General features: G+C 48.8%; 14 protein-coding genes, 1 tRNA gene and 2 pseudogenes. 6 read left to right on the top strand and 11 right to left on the bottom strand.

Features of this window, described 5'->3' with window-relative positions; translation table 11 throughout:
- The first annotated feature begins 199 nt into the window (after nucleotides 1-199).
- Nucleotides 200-287, top strand: a tRNA-Ser gene (locus OLG56_RS13690).
- Between the two features lie 135 nt (nucleotides 288-422).
- Here OLG56_RS13690 and OLG56_RS13685 read toward each other — a convergent pair.
- A pseudogene (locus OLG56_RS13685) lies at nucleotides 423-923 on the bottom strand (PipA/GogA/GtgA family type III secretion system effector); the annotation flags it as partial.
- Between the two features lie 170 nt (nucleotides 924-1093).
- Nucleotides 1094-1969 carry an SPI-2 type III secretion system effector PipB gene (gene pipB / locus OLG56_RS13680; protein WP_001123036.1) on the bottom strand — a complete coding sequence of 292 codons (876 nt, stop codon included), beginning with the start codon at nucleotides 1967-1969 and terminating at the stop codon, nucleotides 1094-1096.
- Nucleotides 1970-2186: 217 nt separating this feature from the next.
- Between pipB and OLG56_RS13675 the strand changes: the two are divergent.
- Nucleotides 2187-2506 (top strand): annotated as a pseudogene (locus OLG56_RS13675) (hypothetical protein).
- Nucleotides 2507-2515: 9 nt separating this feature from the next.
- Here OLG56_RS13675 and sigE read toward each other — a convergent pair.
- Complete coding sequence (sigE, locus tag OLG56_RS13670) at nucleotides 2516-2857, bottom strand: type III secretion system chaperone SigE (RefSeq protein ID WP_000444724.1); 342 nt, start codon at nucleotides 2855-2857, stop codon at nucleotides 2516-2518.
- Nucleotides 2858-2873: 16 nt separating this feature from the next.
- Nucleotides 2874-4559: an SPI-1 type III secretion system effector inositol phosphate phosphatase SopB gene (sopB, locus tag OLG56_RS13665; RefSeq protein WP_001166959.1), complete on the bottom strand. Its 1686-nt coding sequence runs from the start codon at nucleotides 4557-4559 to the stop codon at nucleotides 2874-2876.
- 332 nt (nucleotides 4560-4891) lie between these two features.
- On the opposite strand from sopB, the gene OLG56_RS13660 reads away from it, so the two are divergent.
- A complete protein-coding gene (locus OLG56_RS13660; protein WP_001111006.1) occupies nucleotides 4892-5062 on the top strand; it encodes a YlcI/YnfO family protein in 171 nt (56 codons plus the stop codon).
- Here OLG56_RS13660 and OLG56_RS13655 read toward each other — a convergent pair whose 3' ends face one another.
- The 4 genes from OLG56_RS13655 to hprR all read right to left on the bottom strand — a co-directional run bounded on the left by OLG56_RS13655 (nucleotide 5063) and on the right by hprR (nucleotide 8961).
- A complete protein-coding gene (locus tag OLG56_RS13655) occupies nucleotides 5063-5173 on the bottom strand; it encodes a hypothetical protein (protein WP_000174815.1) in 111 nt (36 codons plus the stop codon).
- 108 nt (nucleotides 5174-5281) lie between these two features.
- Entirely contained in the window at nucleotides 5282-6751 is a 1470-nt protein-coding gene (locus tag OLG56_RS13650; protein ID WP_000760232.1) for a C69 family dipeptidase, read from the bottom strand.
- 172 nt (nucleotides 6752-6923) lie between these two features.
- On the bottom strand, nucleotides 6924-8288 hold the full coding sequence (locus OLG56_RS13645; RefSeq protein WP_061377411.1) for a heavy metal sensor histidine kinase: 1365 nt from the start codon (nucleotides 8286-8288) through the stop codon (nucleotides 6924-6926).
- Nucleotides 8281-8961 (bottom strand): response regulator transcription factor HprR, encoded by a 681-nt coding sequence (hprR, locus tag OLG56_RS13640; RefSeq protein WP_000698207.1) that lies wholly within the window; start codon nucleotides 8959-8961, stop codon nucleotides 8281-8283. The genes OLG56_RS13645 and hprR overlap by 8 nt, the downstream gene beginning before the upstream one ends.
- A gap of 135 nt (nucleotides 8962-9096) precedes the next feature.
- Here hprR and hiuH point away from each other — a divergent pair, with 135 nt between their 5' ends.
- A complete protein-coding gene (hiuH, locus tag OLG56_RS13635; protein ID WP_000833182.1) occupies nucleotides 9097-9507 on the top strand; it encodes a hydroxyisourate hydrolase in 411 nt (136 codons plus the stop codon).
- A 332-nt stretch (nucleotides 9508-9839) separates the two neighbouring features.
- Here hiuH and OLG56_RS13630 read toward each other — a convergent pair whose 3' ends face one another.
- The 3 genes from OLG56_RS13630 to hpaR form a co-directional block, all read right to left on the bottom strand.
- Nucleotides 9840-10352, bottom strand: coding sequence for a 4-hydroxyphenylacetate 3-monooxygenase reductase subunit (locus OLG56_RS13630; RefSeq protein WP_001195556.1), 513 nt, complete (start codon nucleotides 10350-10352; stop codon nucleotides 9840-9842).
- 17 nt (nucleotides 10353-10369) lie between these two features.
- Entirely contained in the window at nucleotides 10370-11932 is a 1563-nt protein-coding gene (gene hpaB, locus OLG56_RS13625; protein WP_000801496.1) for a 4-hydroxyphenylacetate 3-monooxygenase, oxygenase component, read from the bottom strand.
- A 217-nt stretch (nucleotides 11933-12149) separates the two neighbouring features.
- Nucleotides 12150-12590: a homoprotocatechuate degradation operon regulator HpaR gene (gene hpaR / locus OLG56_RS13620; protein ID WP_000543923.1), complete on the bottom strand. Its 441-nt coding sequence runs from the start codon at nucleotides 12588-12590 to the stop codon at nucleotides 12150-12152.
- A gap of 274 nt (nucleotides 12591-12864) precedes the next feature.
- Here hpaR and hpaG point away from each other — a divergent pair, with 274 nt between their 5' ends.
- Together hpaG and hpaE are read left to right on the top strand one after the other, a co-directional pair.
- Nucleotides 12865-14154 (top strand): 4-hydroxyphenylacetate degradation bifunctional isomerase/decarboxylase, encoded by a 1290-nt coding sequence (gene hpaG / locus OLG56_RS13615; protein ID WP_000679210.1) that lies wholly within the window; start codon nucleotides 12865-12867, stop codon nucleotides 14152-14154.
- The gene (hpaE, locus tag OLG56_RS13610; protein WP_023220319.1) at nucleotides 14151-15617 is read left to right on the top strand and encodes a 5-carboxymethyl-2-hydroxymuconate semialdehyde dehydrogenase; all 1467 of its coding nucleotides are present in this window, start codon (nucleotides 14151-14153) and stop codon (nucleotides 15615-15617) included. Before hpaG ends, hpaE begins: the two co-directional genes overlap by 4 nt.

The raw sequence follows: 15617 nt of genomic DNA, 5'->3' as shown, positions 1-15617 counted from the left end.
CGTTACCGATAAAAAATTGATAATCACAGCGGTAAAACAGTGGGGACGATCAACACGTATTAAGCCAGTTTTTGTGTTGAAGAAATGGTCAATGTGCCGCTATTTCAGGCAATTAACGAAATTTTGCCTGTTTTTCACGCAAACGAACACATTCGGTCTTTACATGACGCACCGGGGTGTTTATAGTGCGCCTCATTCCGGAAGTGTGGCCGAGCGGTTGAAGGCACCGGTCTTGAAAACCGGCGACCCGAAAGGGTTCCAGAGTTCGAATCTCTGCGCTTCCGCCAGATTAAACAAGGGGTTACCGAAAGGTAGCCCCTTTTTTTTTAGGCGCTTAGAATATAGTTAGAAAATACTGCTAGAATATTTCCCGAAAAAACGGACTACGCGGGTCTTTAGTTTCTTTTCGTTTCCTGATGTGTCTATTTATTGAAGATGTAGGCCATTCCAGGAGGTGAAGGATGCCCCATCTCTTTCAGAATAATGTTGGTATATTCGACAACAGGGTCTCCTGGATGATTTTTTTCTTTATCCTGAAGATGGCTCAGTGCATGTACAACTTCATGAATAAATGAACGTTTTATGTCAAAAAGTTGTGGTCCTTCGTTACTTTCATAATGTTCGGTATATGAATCATCAGAATCGTCCAGATTGAGACAAATAACGTTCCTGCCTTCTGAAAGTTTGAAGTGTTCCTGAGCCACGGTAGTTTCAAAGGCTTCGCCTGCCCCCGATAGCCAGCGCTGCTCCACATCATGTAGTTCTTTTTCATATGCGTAATTCATCAGTCTGCGGAATGTTTCGCTTTGGGTATACGCATTTTGAAGTACGGAGGATAGTTCATCGTAGCATTCGTCATAAGTGTCGTCATCAATTTCTGTATCAGGGTCTATTCCACCCGCGCCTGAGATAAGGTACTCCACAGCCTGGATATTTTTAATCAAAGAGCTTATTCTGCTACGCTCTCATATCAACAATGTAAAAATACGCTGAAAATGTTATTTATAATGAAACTTAGGGGCGGGGTTTATTTAATAAAACAAGGGGGGCTTCTGTTTGAATACTTCTTGTTTATAAAATCCCTTTATCTCGACTAAAATATTGGATGGGGGAAAAGCGTTTTATCATTGTAATCCGGGAGTGGAGTAGGGGTATGTTGACTACCTGTCAGATCGGCTCCTGTTAATGCTTTCGCTAAAGTTAGAGCTATCTTATCTAATTTTGCACCATTTAGTTTGGTGTCAGTTAAGTCTGAGCCGAATAGAATTGCAGCGGTTAAGTTTACACCGGACATGTTAGCGCAAGTCAGGTCTGCGTGAGTCAGGTTTGCTTTAGTCATGTTTGAACCCATTAGATTTACAGCGTGTAGATTTGCACAACACAAATTTGCACCGACTAAATTTACATTAGAAAGAGTTGTTTCACGGAAATCTGCATTAGAAGCATCTATTTTTGACAAATCTTCCCCCTGGAAATCTTTATGAGCCAGGTTTACTCCGCGCAGGTTCAGAAAACCATCCTCGGTTATAAGTGAATCAGGCTGTTGTATATTATGTTTACTCATCAGCTTTAACATTCGACATACATTCCAAAATCTCTCACTATCAACGTTATCCGTTACAGTTTTTCCATTTTTGTTCACTTCAATAATGACCATGGGATCCGTATTTTCGGATGCTGCTCCACATGACAGACATATAGTACACCCGTTGACATCCTCCAGAAATATTTTATTACCATCGAAGAAAGCATCTTTATTTACATATAATAATGATGTGGTCAGTTTTCCAATTACCTCCCGAAAGCATCTTTCATTGCTTCTTCTTACTCCACCACAGGTAAAAAAATTGACAAACCATTCCAGTATACCGCGTGGTGAAGTTGCACTTTTCATTGCTTCTTTCGTACCGGTACCGGCCGCATGCAAATATCTTAATATATTTTCTGGGGACGCGTTAGTTATTGGCATTTTGATTCCTTCTTATGGAAGTGAGTCGATTCCTTATAGGTGTGAGTCAAGTCACATTTATACAAGGAATAATAAAAAAAGATATAAGGTGATTTTTGTATTTAGAGCTTTGGTTGAGTATGAGTAGGTGTCTGGCATCTGACAAGAGGCGATGATATCTGCCATAACGGTGAAGCAGAAGTAATATCACCCGTGAATAATAAGATTATCCTTGCTATTGACTTCCTTCATTTCCAGCATAGCTTACGCTTCATCATCATTGAATAAACAATTAAGTTTGTTGAGCGAAAATTTACTTAAAGAAAAAATAATAAGTACCAATATTTTTGCAGCATTTCAACTTATAGCAGAATAAATGTGCGTAGATGGCGTAAAAACCTGATGAGCAGGAATACTTACACACTAAAAATGCTCCCGCAAACAGAGCAAAATGAGAAAGAGGAACGTTTGCCCCTTACATTTCCACCAAAGATTCTGGTTTTGTCTCTTGTAAAGGGCATACGTATCGCGTTTTATCTCATTAAGAAAGTATGTTGACGTATTACATTATGCATAATGCTCTTTCAATTGCTTCACGTTTGAAATGAATAATTCAAAACCAGTGAGCGCCTCTTCTTCGGTACTGGTTTGCGGCAAGCGATAAAGCGCCACTAAAGCAGTATTGTCTGCGTCAGCGCCGATAGTGACGGCGCTCGTGTAGTTAAGACGTAAAAAATGCTGCAAAGTCAGGATGTCGTCAGGCAGTGGCATAAAGGGACAGCACATTTCCAGTGTATGATCGGATTCATTAAAATAAACCTGTATCCCATCATCAATGATAAGCAGTGGCTCATCTTCTGGCGCATCCAGGCCTAACGCGTCATATAAACGATTTAATAGACTTTCCATATAGTTACCTCAAGACTCAAGATGTGATTAATGAAGAAATGCCTTTTACTGACTGCCAAATATTTTCATCCCCAACTCGTTTTTGATAGGAAAGATTGAGCACCTCTGGCGATAAATTTTTCATTACTTTGTTTCCCGCCCCGCCCGTATTTTGTTTCTGAATCTCCAGGTTGCCGCTATTCAGTAATACTTTTTGGAAAATTTTCTGTCCACCGCTATCCGGAAGACTACCAGGCGCACTTAACATATGGGTCTGATGTAAAGAAATGTGCTCTCGCTTGATTTCTGAATCCATCATCCCTGTACGATCTTTGCCGCTTTTACAATTCCAGGCGGGCACCGCGTCAATTTCATGGGCTAACATGGCAAGGCGTTGTGCGAGTTTATAGGGTTCACCGCCATCTTTATGATGTAGGTTATTTTTCCAGATATCCTTAATCTGGCGCGCTAATGTATTGACGACCTCATAATTATCCGGGTATTGCGCCAGCCATTCGCCAACCCAGCCACCAGGTCTGGCTTCAGGGCGTAAATCATTGCCTAATAACTGATGTAGCGCTTCGGCATTATATCTATCCGATGCCTTAAGGCCAAAGCCGAGCTTGAGCGCCAGCTCATTAACACCCACATTAAATGCGGCGACGTCCGGTTTTATTTTTACCGTCTGTAGATCGCCATCTTTATTGCGGATTTTTAAATGAATCATTTTTCCCGGCTGGGTCAACGTTTGCCATGCGCGCATTTGATCCTCGACCATCGTTCCCTCTTTGCCGAAAATATTCGACGCGGTGAGTAACCCGACGGATACCAGTTTCAGGCTTACCGCTTCGCCCTCTAAGGCTCTGTTAAGCAACTCAGGTTTACTAAAAAGTGCCGCAGTTAATACTTCTTTGGCTTTGTTTTCAGCGCCGACCTGACGCAGAAGCGGATCTTTTTCATGATAGGGGGAAAGCACGCCATGACGTATCCCGCAAAAGAGCGTTTTATCTTTACCGTCCTCATGCACACTCACCGTGGACATCCACAAATTGTTGGCGTGATGAATATTCCTGGTATCCCAACTGCATACGCCCTTTCCCTGATAAGCACTGGGAAAGATATCTTTTGCGCCAATTTTCATCTCTGCGGCAGGGAGCTGCGTGTTGGTATAGTGATGCCCGTTATGCGTGAGTGTATTTTTTATGGTTTGCCAGGGCTGGTTATTAAGCTGCTTGACCTGAGCGTCTCTAAACGCTACTGCCGCAAAGCGATGAGCTTCTTTTGCAGGTAGGCCATTTTGCTGCTGAGTGCGTGCTGCAATAAGTTCGATAAGATTTTTCTTCAATGCTTTTGCCGCGGCTTCTTCCTGTTTTGTTGCTGGCCGGTCCGCTTTAACTTTGGCTAACTCCATTTGGTTTGCCATTGACGTTAGAACCGGGTCTTGTTTACCCAGAACGGTTGCCGCGACGGTAAGAAGATCGCGCTGTAAGTTATAGAGGTTATGCAGCGAGTGGTTAGACGTCTTCTGATGCTGTAGATAATTCCCCCATGTCGCGCCGGGTTCTCGCAGGACAATAATTTCCGGGCGAACGTCGGGCGCTTTAGCCGGCGCTTTGCCCTGGCCTGAGAGAATCTGCATTCCGTTGTATAAGGTTTTTTGTAGGCTTTTAAAAGCCTCCTGGGTTTTTAGTGAAGCTGAGTGATAGAAGCTCTGTATTTGCATAGCGTTTTTAATATTCCTGAATAGGGGAGTGGGAACATTCAACAGGGTTAACAACCCTTTAAAAGAATGTGACTTTTATGCGCCAGGAACTTTAAAAAAATGTCCTTTTTAATGAGGAAACGCTTCTGATCAGGCGGGGAGGTGTCCTGACGTGCATACGTAGTGGCGATCATGGGGGGGGAACGGCGCATCAAATGTTCATAAAATCTACAAACTTCACAATTTAGGGCACAACTTTTATTGAAAACCCACCTTCTTGACTCAGATCAAATTCACCGATTTACTCCTGCGTAAAGTAACGGCGTTACATCAAATGTTATACAGGTGTGTGTATGCCAGCAAAGCCCCGGACAAGTAAGACCGTGACGAAGAATATTCGTTTTTCCTATTCCATGCTTGAACAGATAGAATTCGCGTTGAAATCTGAAAAGACGCGGAATTTTTCAGCGTGGGTAAAAGAGGCCTGTCGGGAAAAGTTATGTAACACGGGACATAAGTTGTAGTTATCGTTTTATGCGAGAGGAGGCGGCCATTTTGAAAAGAACAACGTGCTTATATACCTCCTGGGTTTTTGCCGCTTTTGTCTCTCTGCTGATATTTGCCTGGAGTGTCATAAACTATCCTCTCTATGAATCCATAATAATTATTGTCTTTTATATCTGGCTAATTCTGGTGCCGCTTTATCTTATTGTGTATGAGTGGCTAATAGATTGTCATTAAATTTATGGTTGCGTACTTGAAAAGTGATATTTCATATCTGTGCGGTAAGTCATTGTCGTAATAATATTATTAGTCAGGCGACGGGCGAGCGTCTGCGCATTTTGCATCGTTTTATCTTCAAAATTTTGCAGTAAGCGTTGCGCTTCTTTCGGATGCGACGCATATAATCTCAGATAGCTCTGCTCCATCTTATACTGCTGCTTAGCTGTTTGCTGTTCAAATGTTTTCCAGGCGTGTTGCACATCTGGCGCAAACGCATTGTAGTCCTGCATAACCAGCGTTTGCAGCGTGCGGAATGTCCAGTAGGTAGAGTCGTTGCTCGCCCGATCGGTTCCTTTATCATCTCCGGGTTGATAATGACGCATTCCCTGATAATAGGGGAGATAGACGCTAAGAGATGGCATTCCATAGGCGATGTATTCTACGTTGCCGATAGCCTGCGGTAATTTCGGTCTGACCTGTAAAATATGTGACTCCTGGGTACGAAAAACGGATATAGGTCGCCATGGTTCTTGTGGATTATGACTGGCATAAGGGTCGTGCGACGTTCCCTGATAGTGATTGCGTAACGCGTTTTTTACTGCCGCCACGCTAATTTTCGTTATTGGCGTTAAAAAAACAGGAAATGTTTCTCCTTCGCTAACGGCCGTATCCAGATGCGGATTAAACTGGTGTTGTAGCGTCCAGACGCGCGGATAATTATAGGTGGTATCGTTTTTGTTATCCTGCGAATAGGCTTGATGAAAGTCGAATTCGCCACGGGCCGGATCATATAATCCCTGCTTTTTCGCAAAGCTTACTAACGTTGGTGACGCCATATAATTCGCGTTATCATTCGGATCGTAATGGCGTAAACGTCCCTGATTGGCGGAAACGAAATAGCTATCTGCCGGAAGTCGTACTGCCAGCCATTGATGACCGCTTCCCGTCTCCAGATACCATATCTCTTTGCTATCAATAAACGCGACGCCGAAACCTTCGCCTGCGCCTTTTTGTTCAATAATGTCTCCCAGTAATTTGGCGCCCTGACGCGCCGATTGCGCCACTGGCAGGATCACGGACTCAATGGCGTCTTCCGTGATTCCCGTTTTTGTCACGTAAGGATCGGCAGCCAGCGCCGCTCTGCCGTTATAAATGGTTTCCGTTGCGCTCATTCCGACGCCCGCCGAATTGAAACCGGCTTCACCCATGGCGTTATCGTTAGTATCAAAGTCATGAATCGCCGTATAGCGCATCGCTGTCTCCGGAAGCGGCCAGCTAAAATTGTTCCGATGTGCTTTATACTCGCCTTGTTGATGAAACGCGACGGGATGAATAACCTTATGCTTGGCGTTATTTGCCGAGCCATCCTCGTTGCGCGCGATAATAAAGGAGCCGTCAGCCGAAGCCTGATTGCCTACCAAAAGGGTAGTACAGGCGATGACTTTACCCATACCCAGCAGCGTAACGGCGAATGCAAGATACTTTTTCATAAAGGTTCCCACTGAATAACGCGTTATGGGATGAATTGACCCTGGATTGGAAACCGAGAAAGTGATCGAGCCAGCAATATTCTTTGCCGGCATCCTTTATTTTCTCTTTATTGAGGTTGTATTGATAACCACAGCCCTGTGGCAGGGAAGGGGAACAGAACCTGTACTGACCTTAGCTATCACCGCTATCAGGCAGACGAACCGAAAAGATATTATGTTCATCGGCATAGCGGTAAGATGCCGAACCACCGTGTAATAGAGCAATCGCGTTAACTAACGATAACCCCAGGCCGAAACCGGCAGTGTGGCGGGCATTATCTCCTCGCCAAAAACGCCGGAAAAGCTTATCCGCATCGGCGGGGTGGCTGCCCGGATTAGCGACCCGAATTTCTGCAACGTTATCATCATAAGCGCTTTCAATACGTATCACGGCGTTTTCATCAGAATAACGGATGGCATTCGTCAGCAGGTTTGAGAGCACTCTTTGTAATAATATTTCGTCAGCCCATACCGTTCCCTGACATTGATTTATAAAACAGATGCGCTTCTCCTCGGCAAGGGGGCTAAGATAATCCAGCATATTTTCGACCAGCGCATTGAGCGAAACAGGCTGTTTTTTTACCGCTATATTCTGGTGCTCCGCGCGTGCCAGAAAGAGAATATTTTCTGTCAGTCGCGACAGTCCCTCCAGCTCTTCAATATTATCGACAAGGGCTTGTTGATACTCTTCGGCGCTGCGTTCCTGACTCAGCATCACCTGATTCTTCCCCAGTAAAATATTAACAGGCGTGCGCAGCTCATGCGCCAGATCGTCGGCAAATTGGTTCAGGCGTTCAAAATCGTCGGAAAGCTTCTGGCGCATGGTATTTAGCGCTTGTCCAAGCGGCCTGAGCTCAACGGGTAACGCCTGTTCCGCCAACGGCTGGCGAAGTGTGCCGCTATCTGTCGCCGCGGTGAGTCGGCTGAGCGACGTAATGGCCCGCAGCCCGTTTCTGATGACTAATGGACTGAGCGCCGAACAGACGAGGATCGCGATAAGGCTAATCAGCAAACTGTTGCGGTGATATTGCGCCAGCATTTGCCGTCTTTCCGTCGCCAGCCTGGCAATAGTAAGGGTCAGCGGGTCATCGCCGCTTCTGGCGTTTACTCGTACCGCGGTCAGTTCCGTGCCTTGTACCGCCTGGCGAAATAAGGTTTCGCGGGTGATGTTTTTAGCCAGCGGAATCTCGTTAAAGCGTTGGTCGGGGATGCCGCTATGATTAATCGCAACCTTGTGGCCTGTTGCTGAATGGATCAATAAGATATCCTGCTTCGTATCCACCATTCGATTGAAATAGAGCGGCAGATTTTCCGGTCTGGCGCCATCCAGTAACAGTTGTTGCATTTGCGCCGCCCGATTTATTAGCGTCATATCATCCCGATACGTTAATTCTTTGCTCAACGCGTTATAGAGCGTCCAGCTAATGCCGGTACAGGCGAGGATAAGTATGGCGATAAAAGAAATTGTCAGGCGCAGCGTCATTGATAACTTAACCATTCTGCGACGTTTCCGCCTGTAATCGATAACCCATCCCCCGGACGGTCATGATGAGCTTCTTTTCAAATGGATCGTCTACTTTGGCGCGCAGCCGACGAATCGCGACATCAACGGTGTTGGTTTCACTATCAAAGTTAATTCCCCAAACTTCGCTGGCGATCGCGGTTCGGGGCACAATTTCTCCTGCCCGGGAGGCCAGTAACCAGAGGAGCAGGAATTCTTTGCGGGTCAGGGAAATCGGTTTGCCATTTCGTGATACCGATTGCTTTGTGGCATCCATGTCCAGACCATTGATCGTCAGTCGGGTAAAGACCGGGACGTGCTGTCTGAGTTGAGCTCTCACCCGGGCCAGCAGTTCGGCGAAGGAAAAAGGCTTAACAAGGTAATCATTAGCGCCCGCCTCAAGACCTTTGACGCGATCCTCAACCGAGTCGCGCGCCGTCAGGCAAATAACAGGGGACTGATGCGCAGTGCGTAACGCGCGTAAAACCTGCCATCCATCAAGCCCCGGCAGCATAATATCAAGAATAATCAAAGAATAATGTTCCTGAAGGGCCAGGTGTAATCCGTCTCGTCCATCACAGGCATAATCAACCACATAGCCTGCCTCCGTGAGTCCCTGACGTACCCACTCAATGGTTTTCTGGTTATCTTCAATCAATAAAATCTTCATCGACGCAGTATGCCATAGGCTTGGTAGCGAATCCGTAAATCTCCAACAAGATGACATAATTGTCATGTCCGTGTAAGGTTAATCCTGGACGCGCCAGATATATTTTCCTGCATCAATACCGTAAAGGAGTGAAGCATGAAACGATATATACTGGCTACCGCGATAGCATCTCTTGTTGCAGCCCCGGCAATGGCGCTGGCCGCTGGCAACAATATTCTCAGCGTACATATTCTCGATCAGCAAACAGGCAAACCGGCGCCCGGCGTGGAGGTGGTACTGGAGCAGAAAAAGGATAACGGATGGACGCAATTAAATACCGGGCATACCGACCAGGACGGACGTATTAAAGCACTGTGGCCCGAAAAAGCTGCCGCGCCGGGGGATTATCGCGTTATTTTTAAAACCGGCCAGTATTTTGAAAGTAAAAAACTGGATACGTTTTTCCCGGAGATTCCCGTCGAGTTTCATATCAGCAAAACGAATGAGCACTATCATGTGCCGCTGTTATTAAGTCAGTATGGTTATTCAACCTATCGCGGGAGCTAATTTAGAGCCTATCCCATTAGGACTATTTTACTTGCCATTTTGGACCTGGGCAGTGCTCGCCAAAACGCGTTAGCGTTTTGAACGCCGCTAGCGGCGGCCCGAAGGGCGAGCGTAGCGAGTCAAACCTCACGTACTACGTGTACGCTCCGGTTTTTGCGCGCTGTCCGTGTCCAAACTGGCTGCGCCAATAACGCCTGGTGGGATAGGCTCTTAGATTGTATTAATCGCCGCGATTTATGGCGATCAAACATCGCGGCGGGAATAAAAATCTTCAGCGTATCGACTCTTCTCCCACAAGCGGTGGTTATCCCGCTTGTGGGCATGAGTGACGGTTAAACAGGCGCTTCCATCTCAAGTCTGACCGGATGAAAACGGCGTTTGAAATAAATCAGGCCATGCCCATCCTGGCTAAGGATAATATTTTTGATCGCCACCAGATACACCAGATGCGTGCCAATGGTTTGTACCTCGCTGATCTCGCCTTCAAGACCGGCCAGCGCGCCGTTAAGTACCGGCTGGCCCAGCGGTCCGTTTTGCCAACATGGCTGGTGAAAACGCTCCTCCATCGCCATCCCCGTCATACCGGCAAAGTGGCGCGCCATCAGCTCCTGCTCATGGTTAAGTACATTAATGCACAGCCTGCCGTTACCCTGAAAAACGGGGTTCATGGCGCTATTGGCATTAATACATACCATTACGGAGGGCGGCGTATCGGTGACGGAGCAGACCGCTGTTGCGGTGATACCGCAGCGTCCGGCGTGACCCGCCGTGGTTACGATGTTGACCGCTGCCGCCAGACTTGCCATCGCATCGCGAAAACGCAGACGTTGTTCATCTACTTGCATGAGAACCTCCTGCCGCGTTATTTCAGCAGCTTATCCAGTTGATTGATGTCGTCGTTATTGTGCAAATGCGAAACCGTCCAGCCATTCTGATCGTATTCGGAGAGGCAGCGATCGACCATTGCCATCATCTTATCCATATTGCCGGAGCTCTGGGCCTGACGCAGGCACTGCAGACGAATTTCATCCTGGCTGCCCGAGTAGTTAATCTCGTACAGCTCATGGCGGCCGCCAAACTCGCTGCCGATGGCATCCCACATCAATTTAAGAATTTTGATACGTTCAACATGGTCCATTCCGTTAGAGCCACGTACGTATTTCGCCAGGTACTGGTCGATTTGCGGATTATTCAGATCGCGGGCGCTGGAAGGCAGGTAAATCAGGCCGCTGGTAACGTTACGTTCAATAATATTTTTAATTTTCGCGTAGGCCATTGGGGCCATCACACGATAGGTTTGCAGTGCAGCGTGGTCCGGTAGCCAGGCGCCGTTTACCCACGGGGTTGCTTCAGAACACATAGAATCGCTCAATGCCCAGAACATATTGCGCCAGGCCACGACTTCGCCGAGATCGGCCTGCACGCCACGGAACTCTACGGTACCCGTACATTCGAGCGATTTTTTCAGCAGCGCGGTAATGAAATCAAGTTTAACCGCCAGACGAACACAGGCTTGCAGTGGATACATACGGGCAAAGCCGCCTTCCATCGTCCAGCGACGGCAACGATCGAAATCACGGTAAATCAACACGTTTTCCCACGGGATCAGCACCTTATCCATCACCAGAATGGCATCGTTTTCATCAAAGCGGCTGGAGAGTGGATAATCAAACGGCGAGCCCGTCGCGCCCGCGACCATTTCATACGAGGCGCGCGAAATAAGTTTTACGCCTTCGGCATCCATTGGCGCGACAAACATCAGAGCAAAATCCGGGTTTTCGCCCATCACCTGGGCTGAGCCGAAACCAATCATGTTGTAGTGAGTCAGGGCGGAGTTAGTGGCGACAACTTTCGCTCCGCTGACAATAATCCCGGCGTCCGTCTCTTTCTCCAGCTTGATATAGACGTCTTTCACTTCGTCGGCAGGTTTGTGGCGGTCAATGGGCGGGTTGACGATAGCATGGTTAAAGTACAGGCCGGTCTCCTGAATACGGGTGTACCAGTTACGGGCGTTCTGCTCAAACTGGCCGTAGAAAGCTGGGTTAGCGCCCAGAGCGCAGCCAAAGGCGGCTTTGTAATCCGGTGTGCGTCCCATCCAGCCGTAACTCAGGCGTGACCACTCGGCGATAGCATCACGCTGTTGGCGCAGATCGTCTGCGCTTTTCGCCACGCGGAAAAATTTATGCGTATAACCGCCGCTGCCGGTATCGGTATTCCAGCACAGGGTATCTTGCATCGACGGTTTATGTAATGCGTCATACAGTTGTGCGACAGAGGCTGCGGCATTGCGGAATGCCGGATGTGTCGTAACATCTTTAACGCGTTCACCGTAAATATAAATTTCCCGCCCGTCCTGCAGGCTTTTTAAATACTCTTCGCCCGTTAACGGACGCTTGTTATCAGTACGAAAATCTTCAGGTTTCATTGCGGCCTCTTCCTCGTTAATCGGAATGTTTTGTTAATAATATGTTTCTTATTTGTTGTTTAATTGAATAGGCAGAAGCGTAAACTGTGAAGAGACTTTCAGGACAACGGCGGGTACTTTTCAGATGAACGTCGAAGAAGAAGAGTAAAATGCGATCGCCGTCAACGTTGTAAGCGGGAGGGGATTCCCGTGTCGGCGGCGAGGGAAGGAAAGAATACTATGCTTCCGCTTCGCTATCAGGAGGCTGGCGCCCCAGAGCAATAAGATCGTCCAGCAGCAGCATCAATTGCTGTGTTTTTTCGGGCGTGAAATCGGCCTCAATTTTTCGATAAGCCTCTTCTACCTGGCTCCGGGCACGGGCGTACAACGTTTGTCCCTGCTCCGTCAACATGACATATAACTTACGCTGATCGTTAACCGGCTTGAGTCGCAACACCAGTCCGTCTCGCTCCATGCGCGTCAATATTCCGGTCAGACTTGGACGCAAAATGCAGGTACGAAAGGCCAGCTCGTGAAAATCCATAGAGGGGCTATCGGCCAGGATTCGCACAATGCGCCATTGCTGGTCGGTCAGATTGTGGCTTTTAACGATGGGGCGGAAATAGGTCATTGCCGCTTCGCGCGCCTGAAGCAATGCGATGGTTAATGAATCATGCATAAGCGTTTCTCTTTTGCAGAATTATTAATACCTGAATAATCATGTTTACCGATGTGAGCTATGACATCTGTTTTATGTCCAAAGTTTAACAGAAACAGGGGTTTTTATTTAACTCTTTGATATATATGTATTTTATAATAAATTTGTGAAAATATTGTTAATCACATCACAAATACTTTACTTCAGCTTGCTAAATGTACAGCGAAAGCATAAATCTAATCATTAATATATTAATGAAATCACAGCCCGTTAAATCGGCCTGAGGAGTTTATGTATGAAGGGTACTGTTTTCGCCGTTGCGTTAAACCATCGCAGCCAGCTTGATGCCTGGCAAGAGGCTTTCTCTCAGCCTCCCTATAATGCGCCGCCTAAAACCGCAGTGTGGTTCATCAAGCCGCGTAATACGGTGATTCGTCACGGCGAACCCATTCCTTATCCGCAGGGAGAAAAGGTACTGAGCGGCGCGACAGTGGCGCTCATTGTGGGGAAAACCGCCAGCCGGATACGCCCTGAAGCGGCGGCGGACTATATCGCCGGGTATGCGTTGGCTAACGAGGTCAGCCTGCCGGAAGAGAGCTTTTATCGCCCGGCGATTAAAGCGAAATGTCGCGATGGCTTTTGCCCACTGGGTGAAATGGCGCCGCTGAGTGATGTGGATAACCTCACCATTATCACTGAAATCAACGGACGAGAAGCGGACCACTGGAATACTGCCGATTTACAGCGTAGCGCCGCACAGCTGCTTAGCGCGTTAAGTGAGTTCGCTACGCTTAACCCTGGCGATGCGATCTTACTCGGTACGCCGCAGAATCGCGTTGCGCTGCGTCCCGGCGATCGGGTGCGTATTCTGGCGAAAGGTTTACCCGCTCTGGAAAATCCGGTTGTCGCAGAAGATGAATTCGCCCGCCACCAGACGTTTACGTGGCCGTTGTCAGCAACGGGAACGCTATTTGCGCTGGGGTTGAACTACGCCGATCACGCCAGCGAGCTGGCATTTACGCCGCCGAAAGAGCCGCTGGTATTTATCAAAGCGCCAAACACCTTTACCGAACATCATCAAACGTCGGTGCGCCCGAACAACGTCGAATATATGCATTATGAAGCCGAACTGGTCGTGGTAATTGGCAAAACGGCGCGTAAGGTGAGCGAAGCCGAAGCCATGGAGTATGTGGCCGGTTACACCGTCTGTAACGACTACGCGATCCGCGACTATCTGGAAAACTACTACCGTCCAAATCTGCGGGTAAAAAGCCGCGACGGCCTGACGCCGATAGGCCCGTGGATTGTGGATAAAGAGGCGGTTTCTGATCCGCATAACCTGACGTTACGCACCTTTGTCAACGGTGAGCTGCGGCAGGAAGGGACGACCGCCGATCTGATCTTCAGCATCCCGTTCCTGATTTCTTATCTGAGCGAATTTATGACGTTGCAACCGGGCGACATGATTGCCACCGGTACGCCGAAAGGGTTGTCCGATGTGGTGCCGGGGGATGAAGTTGTCGTGGAAGTAGAAGGCGTGGGTCGCCTGGTTAACCGAATCGTCAGTGAGGAGAGCGCAAAATGAAGAAAATAAATCATTGGATTAACGGCAAAAATGTTGCAGGTAACGACTACTTCCAAACCACTAACCCGGCGACTGGTGACGTGCTGGCGGAAGTGGCCTCCGGCGGTGAAGCAGAAGTGAACCAGGCTGTCGCGGCGGCCAAAGAGGCGTTCCCGAAATGGGCCAACCTGCCGATGAAAGAGCGCGCGCGCCTGATGCGTCGTCTGGGTGACCTGATTGACCAGAACGTACCGGAAATCGCGGCGATGGAAACCGCCGACACCGGCCTGCCTATTCACCAGACTAAAAACGTGCTGATCCCGCGCGCCTCGCATAACTTCGAATTCTTCGCCGAAGTGTGCCAGCAGATGAACGGCAAGACCTATCCTGTTGACGATAAAATGCTCAATTATACGCTGGTGCAACCCGTCGGCGTCTGCGCGCTGGTGTCGCCGTGGAACGTGCCGTTTATGACCGCGACCTGGAAAGTCGCGCCGTGCCTGGCGCTGGGCAACACGGCGGTGCTCAAAATGTCCGAGCTGTCGCCGCTGACTGCCGACAGGCTGGGCGAGCTGGCGCTGGAGGCAGGAATTCCGGCAGGCGTGCTGAACGTGGTGCAGGGCTATGGCGCGACGGCGGGCGATGCGCTGGTACGCCACCATGACGTGCGTGCGGTGTCGTTTACCGGCGGGACCGCCACCGGTCGCAATATCATGAAAAATGCTGGCCTGAAAAAATACTCGATGGAGCTGGGCGGCAAATCGCCGGTGCTGATTTTTGAAGATGCCGACATTGAGCGCGCGCTGGACGCCGCGCTGTTCACCATCTTCTCGATCAACGGCGAACGCTGCACCGCCGGGTCGCGCATCTTTATCCAGCAGAGCATTTACCCTGAGTTCGTGAAGCGCTTTGCCGAACGCGCGAATCGCCTGCGTGTCGGAGATCCGACCGACCCGAACACCCAGGTCGGCGCGCTGATTAGCCAACAGCACTGGGAGAAAGTCTCCGGTTATATCCGCCTCGGCATTGAAGAAGGTGCAACGCTGCTGGCGGGCGGCCCGGAAAAACCCACTGACCTGCCTGCGCATCTGAAAGGCGGTAACTTCCTGCGCCCAACCGTGCTGGCCGATGTCGACAACCGTATGCGCGTCGCGCAGGAAGAGATCTTTGGGCCGGTCGCCTGCCTGCTGCCATTCAAAGACGAAGCGGAAGGGTTACGTTTGGCGAACGACGTGGAATACGGTCTGGCCTCTTATATCTGGACCCAGGACGTGAGCAAAGTGTTGCGCCTGGCGCGTGGGATTGAAGCCGGCATGGTCTTCGTCAACACCCAGAACGTCCGCGACCTGCGCCAGCCGTTCGGCGGCGTGAAAGCCTCCGGTACCGGGCGCGAAGGCGGCGAATATAGCTTCGAAGTGTTTGCGGAAATGAAAAACGTCTGCATCTCAATGGGCGACCATCCTATCCCAAAATGGGGAGTTTGA

It is taken from the genome of Salmonella sp. 2018103 (genome assembly GCF_026247685.1).
GTDB classification, from domain to species: Bacteria; Pseudomonadota; Gammaproteobacteria; order Enterobacterales; family Enterobacteriaceae; genus Salmonella; species Salmonella enterica.
This window is presented reverse-complemented; position numbering and strand designations above follow the sequence as displayed.

What these genes read in the sequence shown, in the direction of transcription:
- pipB (WP_001123036.1), bottom strand. Translation starts at nt 1,969, where the DNA reads ATGCCAATAACTAACGCGTCCCCAGAAAATATATTAAGATATTTGCAT.
- sigE (WP_000444724.1), bottom strand. Translation starts at nt 2,857, where the DNA reads ATGGAAAGTCTATTAAATCGTTTATATGACGCGTTAGGCCTGGATGCG.
- sopB (WP_001166959.1), bottom strand. Translation starts at nt 4,559, where the DNA reads ATGCAAATACAGAGCTTCTATCACTCAGCTTCACTAAAAACCCAGGAG.
- OLG56_RS13660 (WP_001111006.1), top strand. Translation starts at nt 4,892, where the DNA reads ATGCCAGCAAAGCCCCGGACAAGTAAGACCGTGACGAAGAATATTCGT.
- OLG56_RS13655 (WP_000174815.1), bottom strand. Translation starts at nt 5,173, where the DNA reads ATGACACTCCAGGCAAATATCAGCAGAGAGACAAAAGCGGCAAAAACC.
- OLG56_RS13650 (WP_000760232.1), bottom strand. Translation starts at nt 6,751, where the DNA reads ATGAAAAAGTATCTTGCATTCGCCGTTACGCTGCTGGGTATGGGTAAA.
- OLG56_RS13645 (WP_061377411.1), bottom strand. Translation starts at nt 8,288, where the DNA reads ATGGTTAAGTTATCAATGACGCTGCGCCTGACAATTTCTTTTATCGCC.
- hprR (WP_000698207.1), bottom strand. Translation starts at nt 8,961, where the DNA reads ATGAAGATTTTATTGATTGAAGATAACCAGAAAACCATTGAGTGGGTA.
- hiuH (WP_000833182.1), top strand. Translation starts at nt 9,097, where the DNA reads ATGAAACGATATATACTGGCTACCGCGATAGCATCTCTTGTTGCAGCC.
- OLG56_RS13630 (WP_001195556.1), bottom strand. Translation starts at nt 10,352, where the DNA reads ATGCAAGTAGATGAACAACGTCTGCGTTTTCGCGATGCGATGGCAAGT.
- hpaB (WP_000801496.1), bottom strand. Translation starts at nt 11,932, where the DNA reads ATGAAACCTGAAGATTTTCGTACTGATAACAAGCGTCCGTTAACGGGC.
- hpaR (WP_000543923.1), bottom strand. Translation starts at nt 12,590, where the DNA reads ATGCATGATTCATTAACCATCGCATTGCTTCAGGCGCGCGAAGCGGCA.
- hpaG (WP_000679210.1), top strand. Translation starts at nt 12,865, where the DNA reads ATGAAGGGTACTGTTTTCGCCGTTGCGTTAAACCATCGCAGCCAGCTT.
- hpaE (WP_023220319.1), top strand. Translation starts at nt 14,151, where the DNA reads ATGAAGAAAATAAATCATTGGATTAACGGCAAAAATGTTGCAGGTAAC.